The sequence below is a fragment of the Streptomyces sp. NPDC091412 genome, from assembly GCF_044756885.1.
Taxonomy (GTDB): Bacteria; Actinomycetota; Actinomycetes; order Streptomycetales; family Streptomycetaceae; genus Streptomyces.
Genome location: NZ_JBIVTV010000006.1, coordinates 307,137 through 326,514 on the forward strand (window position 1 = coordinate 307,137; position 19,378 = coordinate 326,514).

The following is a 19,378-nucleotide window of genomic DNA, read 5'->3' on the forward strand; positions in this document are numbered from 1 at the left end:
CGCGCCTGCCGTGAGCGACCGTCCCCAGGAGGCCGCTCCGCCCGTCCCGCCGGCCGCTCCCGCTCCCACTGCCGCCGCACCCGCCGCACCCTCCGCGCCCGGTGCCTGGCCCACCGCGGCGGCCGCGGGCGGTGGCCGTCGGCCGGGCGGCTGGCCCACCGCGGCAGCCCCGGGCGGTGGGCAGGCGCCGGGTGCGGAGGGCGCGCCCAGCGCCCCGGCGCCCGCACAGCAGGCACCCGCGGCGAGGCCTGCCGCCGCACCGGTGTCCCCCGCCCCACCGGCCCCGGCGGGCGGCGGGCTCGACCCCCGCGTCCTCTGGCCGAACATCCTCGAAGCGGTGAAGAACCGCCGTCGCTTCACCTGGATCCTGCTCAGCCAGAACGCCCAGGTCTCCGGTTTTGACGGCACCACTCTCCAGATCGGCTTCGTCAACGCCGGCGCCCGCGACAACTTCGCGAGCAGCGGCAGCGAGGACGTGCTGCGCCAGGCACTGGCCGAGCAGTTCAACGTCCAGTGGAAGATCGAGGCGATCGTCGACCCGACGGGAGGCGGCGGCTCCGGGGCCGCACCCGCGGGCGGCGGCTACGGCGCAGGCCCCGGAGGCAGCGGCTACGGCAGCGCAGGTGGCGGCGGCTACGGCGGCGGGGGAGGCGCGGCGGCGCAGCGTACGGCGGCTCCCCCGCCCATGGCTCCGGCGGCGCCCGCTCCCGCCTCGTCCCCGAGCCGGCCGTCGTCCGCGGCGGCACCCGCGCCCGCCCCGGCACCCCGGCCCTCCGCCCCCGAGCCGGCTCCCGTCGCCCCCGAGGACGACATCCCCGAGGACGACGACCCGGACCTCGACGAGTCGGCCCTGTCCGGTCACGAACTGATCGTGCGGGAGCTGGGCGCGACGGTGGTCGAGGAGTATTCGACGGAGTAGCGGCGCAACAGAGGGGCGGAGCAGTGCAGTGGGGCCTCGGTACGGTTCCGCCCCGGCTCTGCTCGGAGGAACCTACGAACGCCCCGCCGCCGTCCCCTCGGCGGCCCGCACAAAGGGTGACGCGCCGCTGCCGTTAGGCTGACCTCGTGAAGGTCCTCGTCATCGGCAGCGGCGCCCGCGAGCATGCCCTGTGCCGTTCCCTGTCCCTCGACCCCGCCGTCACCGCGTTGCACTGCGCGCCCGGCAACGCCGGCATCGCGGAGGTCGCCGAGCTGCACCAGGTCGACGCCCTCGACGGCGCGGCCGTGTCCGCGCTGGCCGCCGAGCTGGGTGCCGACCTCGTGGTCGTCGGTCCCGAGGCCCCGCTGGTCGCCGGGGTCGCCGACGCCCTGCGCGAGGCGGGCGTCCCGGTGTTCGGCCCCTCCAAGGAGGCCGCGCGGCTGGAGGGCTCCAAGGCCTTCGCCAAGGACGTGATGGCCGGGGCGGGCGTGCCCACGGCCCGTTCGTACGTCTGCACGACGGCCGAGGAGGTCGACGCGGCCCTCAACGCCTTCGGCGCGCCCTACGTCGTCAAGGACGACGGGCTCGCCGCTGGCAAGGGCGTCGTCGTCACCGACGACATCGAGGCGGCCAGGGCGCACTCGGCGGCCTGTGACCGTGTGGTGATCGAGGAGTATCTCGACGGACCCGAGGTCTCTCTCTTCGCCGTCACCGACGGCGAGACGGTCCTGCCGCTCCAGCCCGCCCAGGACTTCAAGCGGGCACTCGACAACGACGAGGGCCCGAACACCGGCGGCATGGGCGCGTACTCGCCGCTGCCCTGGGCCGACCCCAAGCTCGTGGACGACGTGCTGCACAGCGTCCTTCAGCCCACCGTCGACGAGATGCGCCGCCGCGGCACGCCGTTCTCCGGCCTGCTCTACGCGGGGCTCGCCATCACCAGCCGCGGCATCCGCGTGATCGAGTTCAACGCCCGTTTCGGCGACCCCGAGACCCAGGTGGTCCTCGCCCGTCTCCAGACCCCGCTGGCGGGTGTCCTGATGGCCGCCGCCACCGGTGATCTCGCACATCTGGAGCCGCTGCGCTGGAGCGACGACGCGGCTGTCACGGTGGTCGTCGCCTCGCACAACTACCCCGGCACCCCGCGCACCGGCGACCCGATCACCGGCCTCGACGAGGTGGCCGCGCAGGACGCCCCGCACGCGTACGTGCTGCACGCCGGCACCCGGCGCGAGGGCGATGCCGTTCTGAGCGCGGGTGGCCGCGTGCTGTCCGTCACGGCGACCGGCAAGGACCTGACGGAGGCACGCGACCGCGCGTACACAGCGGTCGCCCGTGTCCGTCTCGACGGCTCCCAGCACCGCTCGGACATCGCGGCGCGGGCCGCGGCGGACGCGTAGCGCGGCGACCCGCCCCTTTCCCCGGACCGGTTCTCCTCACCGGCTCCGTTCCTCACCAGCAGGCCCCGGCTCCACGAGCCGGGGCCTCATCAATGCGCTCTGCCGTTCGGCTCTGACCAAAGCCATTCCATCGAGTGACCAATGCTCCATCCGGCTGACGCGGGCCGGGGGCCCAACTAGGGTGCGCGCAGGCATTCCGGCACTTGGCCCACCGGCATTGCGATGTCAGTCATGGGTGCCACAGTGGGGGAATGAGCAACGCCAGGACAGTCGGGAGGGGGTGACGGGCGGTCGTGACCGGTATGGGTGTGGAGGTCGCTGTGCAGGCCGCGCGCTCCAGGGCCCTGGCCGTGCTGCGCGTGCGCAGCCGAGCGCTGGCCCTCGCCCTGCTGCCCGCCGCCCTCGCCGTGATCCTGCTCGCCGGCGGCTCGGCAGGGCACCTCGTGGGTCACGGCTGGGACGTCGCCCGCTGGGCGGTCGGCGCCGTCGCGGTCGTCGTCCTGCTCCTGGCCGCGGGCATCGGGCTGGTCGTGGCCCGTGCCCGTCCCGCGATGAGCCCGACCGTCCCGATAGCCGAGGAGTCGGCCCCGGACCTGTACCGCCTGGTGCACGATCTGGCCGACCGCCTCGGCGTCCCCGCCCCGTCGGCCATAGAGCTCACCCCGGACTGCGACAGCTGGCTGGAGGACCGTACGCACCCGGCCCACGGCCCTCCACCGGGGGAGGAGCACCTCCCCGGCGAGCCGGACGCCCTGCGCGGACTCTCCCCGGCCCGCCCGCGCCGCAGGGCGGCGACGCCCGTCCTCGTCATCGGCTCCCCGTTCCTGTGGTGGATGCGCGTCGGCGAGCTGCGGGCCGTGCTCGCCCCGGTCGTCGCCGGTACGGGACCCTCGGCGCACCCGGACATAGCCGCCGCCCGGCGTTTCGTCCGCGGTCTGGACGCGGCGGTGGCCGTCGCCTCGGCACCCGGCCGCCGTCCCCTGATCCGCCCGGTGTGCGCCGGACTCGGCTGGGTGGTCCGGTTGCTGCTGCGCGGCTGCCGGGAGCACGCGGCCCAGATGGAGCGCGGGGTGGCGGCCGCGGCGGCGGAACGCGCACAGGCTGTGGACTACGGGCTCAGGATCGTCGCCCAGGAGCAGGTGGGCCTGGCGTACGCGGGCTGGGACCGGCTGCTGACCCGGGTCGCGCTCCCCGCGTGGCGCATGGGCCGCTGGCCCTCCCGGCTCGACGCAGGTGTCGTCGCTGCCCTCACCGAACTGTCCCGCCGCGACCGCCTGGCCGAGGGTTTCGCCTCCCGGCTCGGCGAGCGCCCGGCCTGCGATCTGCTGGAGGAGCCCGGTGCCATCGACGAGGCCGCCTCGCTGCTGGCCGCGCGCCTCTTCCACGGCGGCCCGGCCGAGCGGAGCCCGGACTGGTGTCCGGTGGACTGGCAGGAGTACCCGGACGAGGTCGTCGACCGCAAATGGCGTGCCGACGCCGCTCGCCTCCACCGCGTCCTGGACGCGCTGGGCGTCCGCCGCTCCCCCGGCTCCGCCGCCGATCCGCACGGACCGACCCTGGCACGGGTCCTGGAGCACCTGTCCGCACCGTCCCCCTCCGGCAAGCTCTCCGAGCGGAGGGGACTCCCGGCCGACGACGTCCGGCCGGCTCACGGCGACGGCGCGTACCACCCGTACGGCGAGTACGGCGGGCACGGCGAGTACGGCGAGTACGGCGGGCACGACGACAAGCAGGGTCACGGCGACTACCGGGAGCCGACAGAACGCGTAGATCATGCACATCGCGCAGACCGCGACCGGCACGCAACTCCGGAGAACCACGCCGCCCCCGAAGCTCCCGCCCCGCCGGACGAGGACCCCGGCCTCGGCAGCGAGCGCGGCGCCGCACTCGCGGCCGGCATCAGCGCCGAGCTGGCCCGCGAGGAGGCGTCGGCGCCACCGGCGTGCACGGTGTCGGCGGGAGCCGAGCAGCTCGTCGGCACTCCCCTCCGGAACGAGGACTCGCTGCCCCTCTTCCCGCTCGAACCACCCCGCACCGGCCGCGAACTCCTCGCCGACCACGTCACCGCGATGGTGTGCTGCGCCGCCATGGACACCGCCGACGCCTCCCCGGGCCTCGACTGGCTCGACGGCCCCGCCCTCCTGATCAACGGCGAGAGGGCCGCCGACCTCAACCCCAAGGTCCTCGCGCTGGTCGAGGACGGCGACCCGGTCCCGCTGCGGACCTGGCTGGTCGACTCGGGCATACGTCCGGAAAAGCCCGTACGGCTGGTCTGACCTGGGCCGACGCCGTCCCGGCAGCAGCGTTAGCGGATCCCCCTCTTCCACTTTCGGCCAATTCACAACGAATAGTGACAGGATGCGCGCGTTATGTGATGTGCTGGGACCGATAGCGCACGTGGCAAGCGCGTGCGACATACGACAGCCGCAGCCGGACACGCCGACCGTCACACGCCGACCCGACGCGTCGGTCACCGCGGCCACCGACAGACCCGCACCGCCGCATGGGACCACGGGGGCACGAGGGAGGGGATCGGGCATGGGATCGGAGCAGATTCGCCGCTGGGAGTCGGGAGCACTCGCGCACGCCGTGACGGACCCCTTCGGCCTGGGCCCCGTCCCCTGGCTGCGCGGCAGCGAGACGTACTTCGACGACACCGGCCACGTCGTGCCCTGGTACGTCGACCCGTCCCCGCAGACGCCGCCCGGCGGCCCCCGCGTCCCCGCCCCCCGCACCTCCGGCGTCGGCCCCCGTTCCGCCGACGACGTCCACCGGCAGATCAAGGGCTTCGTCTCCACCGGCGCCGTCACCCCCGGCGAGGCGATCGACTTCCACATCACCGTCGATCCGCCCCAGCAGTTCGGTGTGGACGTCTACCGCATCGGGCACTACGGCGGCGACGGCGCCGCCAAGATCACCACCAGCCCGCGCCTGTCCGGCATCGTCCAGCCCCCGCCGCTGACCGCCGACCGCACGGTCTCCTGCCACCACTGGTGGCTGTCCTGGCGGTTGCAGGTGCCGTCCTACTGGAGCGTCGGCGCGTACGTGGCCGTGCTCACCACCGCCGACGGATACCGCTCCCACATCCCGTTCACCGTCCGCGACAACCGTCCCGCGGACCTGCTGCTGCTCCTGCCCGACATCACCTGGCAGGCCTACAACCTCTACCCGGAGGACGGCCACACCGGCGCCAGCCTCTACCACGCCTGGGACGAGCACGGCCGACTGCTCGGCGAGGCCGATGCCGCCACCACCGTCTCCTTCGACCGCCCCTACGCGGGCGCGGGCCTGCCCCTGCACGTGGGCCACGCCTACGACGTCATCCGCTGGGCCGAGCGCTACGGCTACGACCTGGCCTACGCCGACGCCCGCGACCTGCACGCCGGCCGTGTCGACCCCAGCCGCTACCGCGGCCTGGTCTTCCCCGGCCACGACGAGTACTGGTCGGCCGGTATGCGCCGCACCGTCGAACTCGCCCGCGAGCACGGCACGTCCCTGGTGTTCCTGTCGGCCAACACCATGTACTGGCAGGTCGAACTGGGCCCCTCCCCGTCCGGCGTCCCCGACCGCCTGCTGACCTGCCGCAAACGCAAGGGCCCCGGCCGGCCGGTGCTGTGGCGGGAGATCGACCGGCCCGAGCAGCAACTGGTCGGCATCCAGTACGCAGGGCGCGTCCCCGAGCCGCATCCGCTGATCGTCCGCAACGCCGACCACTGGCTGTGGGAGGCGACCGGGGCCGAGGAGGGCGAGGAGATCGCGGGCCTGGTCGCGGGCGAGGCCGACCGCTACTTCCCGCGCACTCCGCTGCCCGAGTACCAGGACCGCATCCTGCTCGCCCACTCCCCGTACACGGACGGCGAGGGCGTGACCCGCCACCAGGAGACGTCCCTGTACCGGGCCCCGTCCGGCGCCCTGGTCTTCGCCGCCGGGACGTTCGCCTGGTCCCCGGCCCTGGACCGCCCCGGCCACGTCGACGCCCGGGTCCAGCGCGCCACCGTCAACCTCCTGGATCGCATCTGCAAGCGCGACTGACCGCCACCGCGGAGCCACCCCAGCCCGGAACCGATCCCTCCCATACGGGAGAATCGAGCCATTGGACAGAACCACGGGGAGGAACCGTGTCCGGATTCATCGAAAAGCCCGAGCCGATCCAGGTTCCGGGCCTGGTGCATCTGCACACCGGCAAGGTGCGCGACCTGTACCAGAACGAGGCGGGTGACCTCGTCATGGTCGCCAGCGACCGCATGTCCGCCTACGACTGGGTGCTGCCGACCGAGATCCCCGACAAGGGCCGCATCCTCACGCAGCTGTCCCTGTGGTGGTTCGATCGGCTCGCCGACCTGGCCCCGAACCACGTCCTGGCCACCGAGGTGCCCGAGGGCGCCCCGGCCGACTGGGCGGGCCGCACCCTGATCTGCAAGTCCCTGCGGATGGTCCCCGTGGAGTGCGTGGCCCGCGGCTACCTCACCGGTTCGGGCCTGGCCGAGTACGAGCAGACCCGCACGGTCTGCGGCCTCGCCCTGCCCGAGGGCCTGACCGATGGCTCCGAGCTGCCCGCACCGATCTTCACCCCGGCCACCAAGGCCGAGGTCGGCGAGCACGACGAGAACGTCTCCTACGAGGAGGTGGCCCGCCAGGTCGGCGCGGAGACGGCCGCCCAGCTGCGCCAGGCGACGCTCGCCGTCTACGGCCGGGCCCGGGACATCGCCCGCGACCGCGGGATCATCCTCGCCGACACCAAGTTCGAGTTCGGCTTCGACGGGGACACGCTCGTCCTCGCCGACGAGGTCCTCACCCCGGACTCCTCCCGCTTCTGGCCGGCCGACCAGTGGCAGCCGGGCCGCGCGCAGCCCTCGTACGACAAGCAGTTCGTCCGTGACTGGCTGACGTCCGCCGAGTCCGGCTGGGACCGCGGGAGCGAGCAGCCCCCGCCGCCGCTGCCGGAGCCGGTCGTGGAGGCGACCCGGGCGAAGTACGTGGAGGCGTACGAGCGGCTGACGGGAACGAGCTGGTCGTAGCAGACGAAAAGACCCCGGTCCGATGGACCGGGGTCTTTTTCCCGAGCGGACGACGAGGCTCGAACTCGCGACCTCAACCTTGGCAAGGTTGCGCTCTACCAACTGAGCTACGTCCGCATTGCGCCGTGGCGCGAGGCCAACTATACCCAACCTCGCTCCCGTGCGAGCCGTACTGCCGCATGTCGATTCTCCGCGCCCAGTTTGGTCACGGCCGACGACAGGTAGTTCCGTACGGTCCCCGGTGACAGCGCGGCCCGCTCGGCGATCTCCGTGACCGGTGCCCCGTCGGCGGCGAACTCCAGCACCTCGGCCTCCCGCGTGGTCAGCGGCGAGTCCCCGGCGGAGATCGCGTCGGCGGCCAACTCCGGGTCGACGTAGCGGTTTCCGGCATGCACGGTGCGAATGATCTCGGCGAGCCGCTGGGCGCTGACGGTCTTCGGGACGAACCCGCGCACACCCGCGGCAAGCGCCCTCTTCAGGTGTCCGGGCCGTCCGTGACCGGTCACGATCAGCACCCGGCAGTCCGGCAGCTCGGTCCGCAGGGATGTGGCGACCTTCACACCGTCCGCGCCCGGCATCTGCAGATCCAGCACGGCCACGTCGGGCACGTGCGCCCGCGCCATGGCCAGTGCCTCCGGTCCGCTCGCCGCCTCCGCGACGACCAGCAGATCGTCCTCCAGCGAGAGCAGGGCGGCGAGGGCGCCGCGGATCAGGTGCTCGTCGTCGGCGAGCAGCAGCCGTACGGGCACGGGGGATGTCGTCATCGGGTGGCCTCGCTCAACGGACGGGCGGTCTCGGGATCGGCGGCGGGCGGCGGCAGCGGCACCTCGGCGGTCAGCCGGAACCGGTCGCGCCCCAGGGGACCCGCCCGCAGGGTGCCGTCGAGTTCCGACAGCCGTTCCCGCAGACCGGCGAGCCCGGAGCCCGGCCGGTCACCGGCGGGGGACTCGGGCACCCCGTCGTTCTCGACGCACAGCTCGGCCCGGCCGTCGGCGACGCGCAGGGACACGGTGCACCGCTGGGCGTCTCCGTGCCGGAGCACGTTCGTGGCGGCCTCCCGGACGACCCAGCCGAGCGCGGACTGCACCGGTGCGGGCAGACCGGCCGGCGAGCCGGTGACCGCGCAGTCGATGCCGGCCGCCGCCAGGACACCCTGAGCGCCGGCGAGTTCCGCGGCGAGGTCGGCCTCCCGGTAGCCGCGGACCACGGCACGGACCTCGCGCTGCGACTCCTGGGCCAGCCGTTGCACCTCGATCATCTGCCCCACCGCCTCGGGCCGGCCGCGCCGGCCCAGTTGCACGGCCAGCTCCGCCTTCAGCGCGATCACCGCGAGGTTGCGCCCCAGCACGTCGTGCAGGTCCCGCCCGAACCGCAGCCGTTCCTCGGCGACCGCCAGCCGGGCGCGGGTCTCGCGGGCCTCGTCGAGCGCGTAGACGGCGTTCAGCAGCCAGACGGAGAAGACGGAGGTGAAGGCGACGAACGCGCCGCCGACCAGCACCGCGCCCGCCGTGGCCAGTGCGGCGATGCCGGGGAGGCCCAGCGGGAACGTGTAGAGACCGGCGCCGGCCGCGAAGCCCAGCACGACCGCGACCACACGTCGCCGGTTGCGCACGCCGAGCGCGATGATGCCGGCGCCCATGACCAGCACGCCCCCGAAGACGGCGCCGGCCGCGGTGACGACGACGTCGGCCTTCGGGCCGTGCGCGCGCTCCGCCATCGCCATCGCCACGGTGGCGGTCACCGCGGTGACGGCGGCCAGCGTCCACAGCATCCGCACGGGTTGTGGACGGCTGCCGCGTGTCCAGTCCAGCGCCCGGGCCGCGGTCACCGCACAGGTCAAGGAGTGCCCGCACACCAGAAGCAGCAGCCAGGTCCCCGGGTTCGGCCCCGCCTGCCGGAAGGCCGAGAGTCCAAAGGCGACCGCCTCGATCAGCGCGAAGAAGTGGAACGACCACCGTGTGTACGTCTCGACCTTCGCCGGCGTGCTCTTGCCGCGCCACCAGCCGACGGGCCCGCCCATGGCCTCTCCGCCCACCTCTCCCCCCACCTCTCAGCGCCTCGGTTCCCAGCGGAACCGGCGCCGTACAGCAAACACCGCGATCGCGATCCAGGCCAGCGCGACGGCCAGGGCTCGCAGGGTGTCGTGGACGCCCAGGTCTCCGGTCCAGCCGCCGCGCACCAGCGTGATCACCGGAGTCAGCGGCAGCAGCTCGCAGACCCGGGCCAGCCGCTCGGGCAGCAGCTCCAGCGGCACGGCCAGCCCGGAGCCCACCATCGAGACCATCAGCAGCGGGAGCGAGGTGACCTGGGAGCTCTCGGTGGTCCGGGTGAAGCCCGCGGTGACGGCCGCCAGCAGCACGCCGAGCAGCAGACCCAACAGCAGTCCGGCGACGGCGAGGTGGGGCGCGCGCGGGGCGTGGACGTGGAGCAGTGCCGTGCACGCGCCGGTCAGCAGCAGGCACTGGACGAGGCCGGTGGCGACGGCCGGCAGCGCGGCCCCGGTGAGGATCTCGGCGTCCCGCAGCTCGCCCGTGCGCAGCCGCTTGAGCACCAGTTGCTCGCGCCGGGAGACGAATACGCCGACCAGGGTGGAGTACACGGCGAACAGCAGGGAGAAGCCGATCGCGGCGGGCAGGATGACCAGCCCGATGGTCAGCCCGGCGTCCTTCAGGTTCATCTGCGCGGCCGCCGACCGCACGCTGAACGGCAGCACCAGCGGCAGGAACACACCCGCCACCAGGGCGCTCCGGCTGCGGGCCAGCAGGGCCAGCTCGGCGCGCGCGAGCGCGGCCATCCGGCCGGCGGGGGTGGTGACGGTGGCGCTCATGCCGCGTACTCCTCGTGCTCGTCGTGCTCTCTGTACCCGGTCGTCCGAGACGCGGCGGCGTCCCGCGCGATGCCGAGGAAGGCCTCCTCCAGCGAGGCCGACCGCACGTCGAGGCCGCGCAGTTCGACTCGGGCCCGCCGGGCCCACAGCAGAAGTTCCGTGGCGGTCCGCTGGAGTTCGCGGGTGCGCAGCCGTACGGCGCGGCCGTCCATCTCGTGATCGCACACGCCCAGTTCGGCGAGCGGGGGCAGGTCGCCCAGGAAGAAGCCCATGGGGAGTTCGAAGGAGATCCGGGACGGCTGCGCGGCGGTCACCTCGGCCGGGGTCCCGGCGGCCGCGACGCGTCCCTCGTGCAGGATCGCGATCCGGTCGGCGAGCCCTTCGGCCTCCTCCAGGTAGTGCGTGGTGAGCAGCACGGTCGTCCCGCCGTCGCGCAGCGCTCGCACCAACTCCCAGGTGTCCCGGCGTCCTTCGGCGTCCAGCCCGGTCGTCGGCTCGTCCAGGAACAGCACCTCGGGCGCGCCGAGCAGGGCGAGCACCAGGTCCAGGCGGCGCCGTTCGCCGCCGGACAGCTGCTTGACCCGTACGTCCGTCCGCCGCTCGAGTCCGACCAGCGCCAGCACCTCGCGGGGCGGGCGGGCCCCGCTGACACAGCCCGCCCACATCCGCGCGGTCTCGGCGACGGTCAGCTCGGAGGGGAAGCCGCCCTCCTGGAGCATCACCCCGGTGCGCGGCCGTACCAGCGCCCTCTCCGCGTACGGGTCGTGTCCGAGCACCCGTACGCGCCCCGAGGTCGGCGCCGCCAGGCCCTCCAGGAGTTCGACCGTCGAGGTCTTGCCGGCGCCGTTGGTGCCCAGCAGGGCGAAGATCTCCCCCCGGGCCACGTGGAAGGAGATTCCGCGCACCGCCTCGAATCCGCCCTCGTACACCCGCTGGAGGCCGGTCACCTCAATCACGTGCTCGTCCGTGTCCATGGATCCAGCGTCCCGGCGGCCGGGGCGCCACAGCAGTGCGCGGTGTCATCACCCGGCATGACAAATGTCAGAGCGGACCGGGGGACAACGAAAAGACCCCGGTCCGATGGACCGGGGTCTTTTTCCCGAGCGGACGACGAGGCTCGAACTCGCGACCTCAACCTTGGCAAGGTTGCGCTCTACCAACTGAGCTACGTCCGCATTGCCTCCGACCGGCTCCCACCGATCGGCGCGAGCACCAGCCTACCTGATCCACAGGAGTGATCGGGACCGGCGGTGCAGAGCGGGTGACAGGAATTGCACACTGCGCCTTCCCCCTGGAAGGGGGATGTTCTACTACTGAACTACACCCGCATGGACTCCGTGGGCCTTGGCCTTCCAGCCTTGCCCCTCGGCGTGCTCCAGACATTAGCTGATCAACGGGGGGTGTGCGCAAGTCGGTTGTCCCCAGGGCCCGCTGACGGGCCCTGGGCCACGGGCCGGGCGCTCCGGGAGCGACCCGTCACTGGGCCGCGCTGAACGCCTCGTAGACCTTCTTGGGGATGCGGCCGCGGGCCGGCACGTCCATTTTGTGGGCCTGTGCCCAGGCGCGGACGGCGGCGGGATCGGGGGCGACCTCCGTCTGCCGGTAGGTCTTGCCCGACTTCGACCGTTTGCGGCCGGCTTCCACGTACGGCGCGAGCGCCTTACGCAGTTTCTTGGCATTGGCTTGGTTCAGGTCGATCTCGTAGAACTTGCCGTCCAGTCCGAAGGCGATCGTCTCCGCCGCTTCCGAGCCGTCGATGTCGTCAAAGAGAGTGACCACGACACGCTGCGCCACGAATATCGGTCCCTTCGTGCGGCACCTCTGCGGCTCACCGGCTCCGCCATGCCGATGCATGACGTGCGGAGATGTTCGGAGATGCCGACTGTCCGCCTGTTATCGGGAAAAGTATCGGCTGTTGCCAATTCATTTGTACAGTGCCGGGCATTGCAATGGGAAGCCCGACTAAATCTGTCCGCGTGTCCCGGTGCAATACCGGATCGGTCGCCGAACACCGAACTTTCCCAGAACTTTTCACGAAGACCGCCCATCGGTGGGAGGTCGTGACGGGCGTCACGTAGATTCCTACGAGTCTACTCGCGTAGAAATTTTGTGCGGGTAGTCTGAAGGAACCTGCTCAGCACCACACACCGGGAGTGCCAGTGGCACGCGTCGTAGTCGACGTCATGCTCAAGCCGGAGATCCTCGACCCCCAGGGCCAGGCGGTGCAGCGCGCACTGCCGCGGCTGGGTTTCGAAGGCATCTCCGACGTCCGTCAGGGAAAGCGATTCGAACTGGAAGTGGACGGGCCCGTCGACGAGGCCGCGCTCGCCCGCATTCACGATCTTGCCGAATCCTTCCTCGCCAACACCGTGATCGAGGACTTCACCGTCAGGGTCGAGGACACGGCGGAAGTCGCGGAGGCCGCGAAGTGACCGCTCGTATTGGCGTCGTCACTTTCCCGGGGAGTCTCGACGACCGGGACACCCAGCGCGCGATCCGCCTCGCGGGCGCCGAACCGGTCGCCCTCTGGCACAAGGACAAGGACCTCAAGCAGGTCGACGCGGTCGTCCTGCCCGGCGGCTTCTCCTACGGCGACTATCTGCGCGCCGGCGCCATCTCCCGCTTCTCGCCGGTGATGGAGACCGTCATCGAGCAGGCGAGGGCCGGCCTGCCGGTGCTCGGCATCTGCAACGGCTTCCAGGTCCTCACCGAGGCCCACCTCCTCCCGGGCGGGATGCTCGGCAACGACCACCTCCACTTCATCTGCCGCGACCAGAAGCTGCGGGTGGAGAACGCGGAGACCGCCTGGACCAGCGACTACACCGCCGGCCAGGAGATCCGCATCCCGCTGAAGAACATGGACGGGCGGTACGTCGCCGACGAGTACACGCTCGACAAGCTGGAGGCGGAGGGACGCGTCGCCTTCCGGTACGTGGTCCGTGGCGAAGCCGCTGATGGATACGGCAATCCCAACGGCTCGCTCCGGGACATCGCCGGCATTACCAACGAGGCCGGCAACGTCGTGGGCCTCATGCCGCACCCCGAGCACGCCACCGAGCCGCTGATCGGTACCGGTCGTACCGACGGCCTGCCTTTCTTCACCTCGATCCTCAAGAAGCTGGTCACCGCATGAGCAGGACGCCTCTGGACACGGTCGAGCACGCGGCCGCGACCCCCGACGTCGAGCTGCCCTGGGCCGAACTCGGCCTGAAGAAGGACGAGTACGAGCGGGTCGTGGAGATCCTGGGCCGCCGCCCGACCGGCGCCGAGCTCGCCATGTACTCCGTGATGTGGTCCGAGCACTGCTCGTACAAGTCCTCCAAGGTGCACCTGCGCCAGTTCGGCGAGAAGGCGCCCGAGAGCGACGCCCTGCTCGTCGGCATCGGCGAGAACGCCGGTGTGGTGGACGTCGGCCAGGGCTACGCGGTCACCTTCAAGGTCGAGTCGCACAATCACCCCTCCTACGTCGAGCCCTACCAGGGCGCGGCCACGGGCGTCGGCGGCATCGTGCGCGACATCATCGCGATGGGCGCGCGCCCGGTCGCCGTCGTGGACCCGCTGCGCTTCGGCGCCGCCGACCACCCCGACACCAAGCGGGTGCTGCCCGGCGTGGTGGCGGGCATCGGCGGCTACGGCAACTGCCTGGGCCTGCCCAACATCGGCGGCGAGGTCGTCTTCGACGCCTGCTACCAGGGCAACCCGCTGGTCAACGCGGGCTGCGTCGGCGTGATGCGGCACGAGGACATCCACCTGGCCAAGGCCTCGGGCACGGGCAACAAGGTCATCCTGTACGGCGCCCGCACGGGCGGTGACGGCATCGGCGGTGCGTCGATCCTCGCCTCGGAGACCTTCGACGACGCCAAGCCGTCCAAGCGCCCCGCGGTCCAGGTCGGCGACCCCTTCCAGGAGAAGCTGCTCATCGAGTGCACCCTGGAGGCCTTCGCCGAGAAGCTCGTCGTCGGCATCCAGGACCTCGGCGCGGCCGGACTGTCCTGCGCGACGAGCGAGCTGGCCTCCAACGGCTCCGGCGGCATGCGCGTCATCCTGGACGACGTCCCCCTGCGCGACTCGACGCTCTCGCCCGAAGAGATCCTCATGAGCGAGTCGCAGGAGCGCATGTGCGCGGTCGTCGAACCGGAGAAGGTCGACCGCTTCCTGGAGATCTGCGAGAAGTGGGACGTCATCGCCACCGTCATCGGTGAGGTGACCGACGGCGACCGGCTGGAGATCTACTGGCACGGCGGCAAGATCGTCGACGTCGACCCGCGCACGGTCGCCCACGAGGGCCCGGTCTACGAGCGCCCGTACGCGCGCCCCCAGTGGCAGGACGCCCTCCAGGCCGACGACGCGAACAAGCTGCCGCGCCCGCGGACGGCCGAGGAGCTGAAGGACCAGGTCCTGAAGCTGGTGGCGTCCCCGAACCAGGCGTCCAAGAAGTGGATCACCCAGCAGTACGACCACTTCGTGCAGGGCAACACCGTGCTGGCCATGCCCGAGGACTCCGGCATGATCCGGATCGACGAGGAGACCGGCCTCGGCGTCGCCCTCGCCACCGACGGCAACGGCCGCTACGCCAAGCTCGACCCGTACACCGGCGCCCAGCTCGCGCTGGCGGAGGCGTACCGCAACGTCGCCACCACGGGTGCGAAGCCGCTGGCGGTCTCCGACTGCCTGAACTTCGGCTCGCCCGAGGACCCGGCCGTGATGTGGCAGTTCGCGGAGGCCGTGCGCGGTCTGGCGGACGGCTGCAAGCAGCTGGGCACCCCGGTGACCGGCGGCAACGTCTCGCTCTACAACCAGACGGGCGAGGCCGCCATCCACCCGACCCCGGTGGTCGCCGTCCTCGGCGTGATCGACGACGTCTCCCGCCGCACCCCCGTCGCCTTCCAGGAGGAGGGCCAGCTGCTGTACCTCCTCGGCGACACCCGCGAGGAGTTCGGCGGCTCGGCCTGGTCGCAGGTGGTCCACGACCACCTCGGCGGCCTGCCCCCGAAGGTCGACCTGGAGCGTGAGCGGCTGCTGGCCGAGATCCTGATCTCCGCCTCCCGCGACGGCATGATCGACTCCGCGCACGACCTGTCCGACGGCGGCCTGGTGCAGGCGGTCGTGGAGTCCGCCCTCCTGGGCGGCAAGGGCGCGCGTCTGGTCGTACCCGACGGCCTGGACGCGTTCACCTTCCTGCTGTCGGAGTCGGCCGGCCGCGCGATCGTCGCGGTGCCGCGCTCCGAGGAGGTCCGCTTCAACGACATGTGCGGCGCGCGGGGCCTGCCCGTCAGCCGCATCGGTGTCGTGGACGGCGACTCGATCGAGGTCCAGGGCGAGTTCGAGCTGCCCCTGACCGAGCTGCGCGAGGCCCACGAGGGAACGATCCCGGCGCTGCTGGCGTAAGTCCCCACGGCATACGCGGTGCGGGCCCCGCCCGGTCCAGGGCGGGGCCCGCCTGTGCGTTTCCTACGGGCGCGGCCGCCGGTCACAGGCCGGGGCGGCCGAGCCGTGAAGGCATAGGCTCGCCGCCATGCCCCCGGTCAAGAAGCGCACCCGGACCTACGACCCCGGCAAGACCCGTGCCGCCGTGCTGGCGCAGTTCGGCCATGTGCGGGACGCCGTACGCACGCTGTCCCCCGAGCAGCTCGCGCTGCCCACGCGGCTCGGTGACTGGACCGTGCGGGATCTGGTCGCCCACGTCGGCATGACCCTGTCGGCCGTCGGCCGGCTGCTCGACCGGCCCGAGCCGGCCCGGCAGGACGGCGCCCTGCTCGACTGGCCGTCGGCCATCGGCGCCGATGCCCCGGCCATCGCGGCACACGCCCGCGAACTCGCCGAGCGCAACCCCGATCTCGTCACCTACCTCGACACCGTCGAAGGGAACTTCACGGCCGCTCTCGCCGGCCACCCCGGCACCCGGCTGCTCGACACCAGCGCGGGCGCCCTGCCGCTGGCCGACTACGTCGTCACCCGCGCCGTCGAACTCGTCGTCCACACCGACGACCTGAACGCCGCCGTGCCGGGCCTGGGCATCCCCTACGACCGTCAGGCGCTGGCCGCCGCCACACGGCTGCTGGCCGACGCGCTCGCCGCCCGCGCGCCCGGCGGATCGACCGAGGTGCGCATCCCGCCGTACGCCGTCGTGCAGTGCGTGCAGGGCCCCCGGCACACCCGCGGCACCCCGCCCAACGTCGTCGAGACCGACCCGCTGACCTGGGTCCGGATGGCCGCCGGCCGGCTGGCGTGGCAGGACGCCGTGGCGGCCGCCGAGGTCAGCGCGAGCGGGGAGCGGGCCGATCTCGGCGGGCTGCTTCCGCTTCTGGCCTGAACCCGCTCCCCACGGTGTCCACGGCCCGAATGATGTGCGACACCTCACTCATGTCCACCCCGGAAAAGTTCGCAGCGACTTCCCGGCGCCACCGCGTCAGCGGATGGATCATCGATGCAGGGCTCTGACCTGCTGAAACGGCGACGATGCGCGGGAAACGGGGGGAGAGCGGTCCCGGACCGGCGCGCATCCCCCAATTCGGACCAGTGGTCGACCTCGCCTACACTCGGACCCGTGCCACGTGGTGACGGACGACTCAACCACGACCTGCTCCCCGGTGAGAAGGGCCCCCAGGACGCGTGCGGCGTCTTCGGTGTCTGGGCTCCGGGTGAAGAGGTCGCAAAACTCACGTACTTCGGGCTGTACGCCCTCCAGCATCGGGGCCAGGAATCCGCGGGTATCGCGGTCAGCAACGGCTCCCAGATCCTCGTCTTCAAGGACATGGGACTGGTCTCCCAGGTCTTCGACGAGACCTCGCTCGGCTCCCTCCAAGGTCATATCGCGGTCGGACACGCCCGCTACTCGACCACCGGCGCCTCCGTCTGGGAGAACGCCCAGCCGACGTTCCGTGCCACCGCGCACGGATCGATCGCTCTCGGCCACAACGGGAACCTGGTCAACACCGCCCGGCTCGCCGAGCTGGTCGCCGAGCTGCCGAAGGACAACAACGGGCGCTCCACCCGCGTCGCGGCCACCAACGACACCGACCTGCTCACGGCCCTGCTGGCGGCCCAGGTCGACGCCGACGGCAAGCCACTGACCATCGAGGAGGCGGCCCACACCGTCCTGCCGCAGGTCAAGGGCGCCTTCAGCCTCGTCTTCATGGACGAGCACACCCTCTACGCCGCCCGTGATCCGCAGGGCATCCGCCCGCTGGTCCTGGGCCGTCTGGAGCGCGGCTGGGTCGTCGCCTCGGAGACCGCCGCGCTGGACATCACCGGTGCCAGCTTCGTCCGGGAGATCGAGCCCGGCGAGTTCGTCGCCATCGACGAGAACGGTCTGCGCACCTCCCGATTCGCGGAAGCGAAGCCCAAGGGCTGTGTCTTCGAGTACGTGTACCTGGCCCGCCCGGACACCGACATCGCCGGCCGGAACGTCTACCTTTCCCGCGTCGAGATGGGCCGCCGCCTGGCGAAGGAGGCCCCCGCCGACGCCGACCTCGTCATAGCGACCCCGGAGTCCGGCACCCCCGCCGCCATCGGCTACGCGGAGGCCTCCGGCATCCCCTTCGGCAGCGGACTGGTGAAGAACGCCTACGTCGGCCGCACCTTCATCCAGCCCTCGCAGACCATCCGCCAGATCGGCATCCGCCTGAAGCTGAACCCGCTGAAGGAAGTCATCAAGGGCAAGCGCCTGGTCGTCGTCGACGACTCGATCGTGCGCGGCAACACCCAGCGGGCCCTGGTGCGGATGCTGCGCGAGGCCGGCGCCGCCGAAGTGCACATCCGGATCTCCTCGCCGCCGGTGAAGTGGCCCTGCTTCTTCGGCATCGACTTCGCCACCCGGGCCGAGCTCATCGCCAACGGCATGAGCATCGACGAGATCGGCACCTCGCTCGGCGCCGACTCGCTGGCCTACATCTCCATCGACGGCATGATCGAGGCGACCACCATCGCCAAGCCGAACCTGTGCCGTGCCTGCTTCGACGGCGAGTACCCGATGGAGCTGCCCGACCCCGAGCTGCTCGGCAAGCAGCTGCTGGAGTCCGAGCTGGCCGCCGGACCGGCCGCCACGGCCGCGGCCGACGCGATCCGCCGCCCGTAAGCACGCAAGACGACACGAAGGTTCCCAAGGTCATGTCTTCCGAGACCACTGGCGCCAGCTACGCGAGCGCGGGCGTCGACATCGAGGCGGGCGACCGCGCCGTAGAGCTCATGAAGGAGTGGGTGAAGAAGACCCGCCGCCCCGAGGTGCTCGGTGGCCTCGGCGGCTTCGCCGGCCTCTTCGACGCCTCCGCCCTCAAGCGCTACGAGCGCCCGCTGCTGGCCTCCGCCACGGACGGCGTCGGCACCAAGGTCGACATCGCCCGCCGACTCGGCGTGTACGACACCATCGGCCACGACCTGGTCGCCATGGTCATGGACGACATCGTGGTGTGCGGCGCCGAGCCGCTGTTCATGACCGACTACATCTGCGTCGGCAAGGTCCACCCCGAGCGGGTCGCCGCCATCGTCAAGGGCATCGCCGAGGGCTGTGTCCTGGCCGGCTGCGCGCTGGTCGGCGGCGAGACGGCGGAACACCCCGGACTGCTCGGCGAGGACGACTTCGACGTCGCCGGCGCCGGTACGGGCGTCGTGGAGGCGGACCGGCTGCTCGGCCCGGATCGCATCCGTACGGGTGACGCGGTGATCGCCATGGCGGCTTCCGGGCTTCACTCCAACGGGTACTCCCTGGTCAGGCATGTGCTGCTGGACCGGGCCGGTCTGCCGCTGGAGGCGCATGTCGAGGACCTCGGCCGCACCCTCGGCGAGGAGCTGCTGGAGCCGACCAGGATCTACTCGCTGGACTGCCTGGCGCTGATCCGCACCACCGAGGTGCACGCCTTCAGCCACGTCACCGGCGGCGGACTCGCCGCCAACCTGGCCCGGGTGATCCCGGACGGCCTGCACGCCGTGGTCGACCGCTCCACCTGGACCCCGGCCCCCGTCTTCGACCTGGTCGCCAAGACCGGCGACGTCGAGCGGCTGGAGCTGGAGAAGACCCTCAACATGGGCGTGGGCATGATCGCGATCGTGCCCGAGGAATCGGTCGACGTGGCCCTCGCCACCCTGGCCGACCGCGGGCTCGACGCCTGGGTGGCCGGCGAGATCACCGACCGCGGCGAGCACACCACGGGCGCGGCCCTGGTGGGGGACCACGGGTGAACCGCACCCGTGACCGGCACGCTCCGGCAGCCGGCGC

Annotated in this window: 15 protein-coding genes, 3 tRNA genes and 1 pseudogene; 11 read left to right on the plus strand and 8 right to left on the minus strand. The window is 72.1% G+C overall.

Annotation, left to right across the window (positions count from 1 at the left end; all coding sequences use genetic code 11):
- From ACIQMV_RS18515 to ACIQMV_RS18535, 5 genes and pseudogenes are all read left to right on the plus strand, one after another.
- A pseudogene (locus ACIQMV_RS18515) lies at nt 1-919 on the plus strand (DNA polymerase III subunit gamma and tau); the annotation flags it as partial.
- Nucleotides 920-1,065: 146 nt separating this feature from the next.
- Nucleotides 1,066-2,319: a phosphoribosylamine--glycine ligase gene (purD, locus tag ACIQMV_RS18520; protein ID WP_402593859.1), complete on the plus strand. Its 1,254-nt coding sequence runs from the start codon at nt 1,066-1,068 to the stop codon at nt 2,317-2,319.
- A gap of 293 nt (nt 2,320-2,612) precedes the next feature.
- Nucleotides 2,613-4,595, plus strand: a complete 1,983-nt coding sequence (locus tag ACIQMV_RS18525; protein ID WP_402593861.1) for a hypothetical protein — start codon at nt 2,613-2,615, stop codon at nt 4,593-4,595.
- A 262-nt stretch (nt 4,596-4,857) separates the two neighbouring features.
- Nucleotides 4,858-6,351, plus strand: coding sequence for a N,N-dimethylformamidase beta subunit family domain-containing protein (locus tag ACIQMV_RS18530; RefSeq protein WP_402593863.1), 1,494 nt, complete (start codon nt 4,858-4,860; stop codon nt 6,349-6,351).
- 86 nt (nt 6,352-6,437) lie between these two features.
- A complete protein-coding gene (locus ACIQMV_RS18535; RefSeq protein ID WP_402593865.1) occupies nt 6,438-7,337 on the plus strand; it encodes a phosphoribosylaminoimidazolesuccinocarboxamide synthase in 900 nt (299 codons plus the stop codon).
- A 44-nt stretch (nt 7,338-7,381) separates the two neighbouring features.
- Here ACIQMV_RS18535 and ACIQMV_RS18540 read toward each other — a convergent pair.
- The 8 genes from ACIQMV_RS18540 to ACIQMV_RS18575 all read right to left on the minus strand — a co-directional run bounded on the left by ACIQMV_RS18540 (nt 7,382) and on the right by ACIQMV_RS18575 (nt 11,958).
- Nucleotides 7,382-7,454 (minus strand) — tRNA-Gly (locus tag ACIQMV_RS18540).
- Between the two features lie 23 nt (nt 7,455-7,477).
- Entirely contained in the window at nt 7,478-8,101 is a 624-nt protein-coding gene (locus tag ACIQMV_RS18545; RefSeq protein WP_141359990.1) for a response regulator transcription factor, read from the minus strand.
- A complete protein-coding gene (locus ACIQMV_RS18550) occupies nt 8,098-9,357 on the minus strand; it encodes a sensor histidine kinase (protein WP_402593866.1) in 1,260 nt (419 codons plus the stop codon). Before ACIQMV_RS18550 ends, ACIQMV_RS18545 begins: the two co-directional genes overlap by 4 nt.
- A gap of 30 nt (nt 9,358-9,387) precedes the next feature.
- On the minus strand, nt 9,388-10,164 hold the full coding sequence (locus tag ACIQMV_RS18555) for an ABC transporter permease (protein ID WP_402593868.1): 777 nt from the start codon (nt 10,162-10,164) through the stop codon (nt 9,388-9,390).
- Nucleotides 10,161-11,138: an ABC transporter ATP-binding protein gene (locus tag ACIQMV_RS18560; protein ID WP_402593870.1), complete on the minus strand. Its 978-nt coding sequence runs from the start codon at nt 11,136-11,138 to the stop codon at nt 10,161-10,163. The genes ACIQMV_RS18555 and ACIQMV_RS18560 overlap by 4 nt, the downstream gene beginning before the upstream one ends.
- A 128-nt stretch (nt 11,139-11,266) precedes the next feature.
- A tRNA-Gly gene (locus ACIQMV_RS18565) sits at nt 11,267-11,339 on the minus strand.
- Between the two features lie 81 nt (nt 11,340-11,420).
- Nucleotides 11,421-11,492 (minus strand) — tRNA-Gly (locus ACIQMV_RS18570).
- A gap of 148 nt (nt 11,493-11,640) precedes the next feature.
- A complete protein-coding gene (locus tag ACIQMV_RS18575) occupies nt 11,641-11,958 on the minus strand; it encodes an Lsr2 family protein (RefSeq protein WP_141359994.1) in 318 nt (105 codons plus the stop codon).
- 365 nt (nt 11,959-12,323) lie between these two features.
- On the opposite strand from ACIQMV_RS18575, the gene purS reads away from it, so the two are divergent.
- The 6 genes from purS (at nt 12,324) to purM (ending at nt 19,341) form a co-directional block, all read left to right on the plus strand.
- Nucleotides 12,324-12,596 (plus strand): phosphoribosylformylglycinamidine synthase subunit PurS, encoded by a 273-nt coding sequence (purS, locus tag ACIQMV_RS18580; protein ID WP_141359995.1) that lies wholly within the window; start codon nt 12,324-12,326, stop codon nt 12,594-12,596.
- Nucleotides 12,593-13,297 (plus strand): phosphoribosylformylglycinamidine synthase subunit PurQ, encoded by a 705-nt coding sequence (gene purQ, locus ACIQMV_RS18585; protein WP_141359996.1) that lies wholly within the window; start codon nt 12,593-12,595, stop codon nt 13,295-13,297. The genes purS and purQ overlap by 4 nt, the downstream gene beginning before the upstream one ends.
- A complete protein-coding gene (purL, locus tag ACIQMV_RS18590; RefSeq protein WP_402593873.1) occupies nt 13,294-15,552 on the plus strand; it encodes a phosphoribosylformylglycinamidine synthase subunit PurL in 2,259 nt (752 codons plus the stop codon). Before purQ ends, purL begins: the two co-directional genes overlap by 4 nt.
- A 127-nt stretch (nt 15,553-15,679) precedes the next feature.
- Nucleotides 15,680-16,477, plus strand: a complete 798-nt coding sequence (locus tag ACIQMV_RS18595) for a sterol carrier family protein (RefSeq protein ID WP_402593875.1) — start codon at nt 15,680-15,682, stop codon at nt 16,475-16,477.
- 234 nt (nt 16,478-16,711) lie between these two features.
- Entirely contained in the window at nt 16,712-18,241 is a 1,530-nt protein-coding gene (gene purF, locus ACIQMV_RS18600; protein WP_402593877.1) for an amidophosphoribosyltransferase, read from the plus strand.
- 32 nt (nt 18,242-18,273) lie between these two features.
- Complete coding sequence (purM, locus tag ACIQMV_RS18605; protein WP_402593879.1) at nt 18,274-19,341, plus strand: phosphoribosylformylglycinamidine cyclo-ligase; 1,068 nt, start codon at nt 18,274-18,276, stop codon at nt 19,339-19,341.
- Nucleotides 19,342-19,378: the final 37 nt, after the last annotated feature.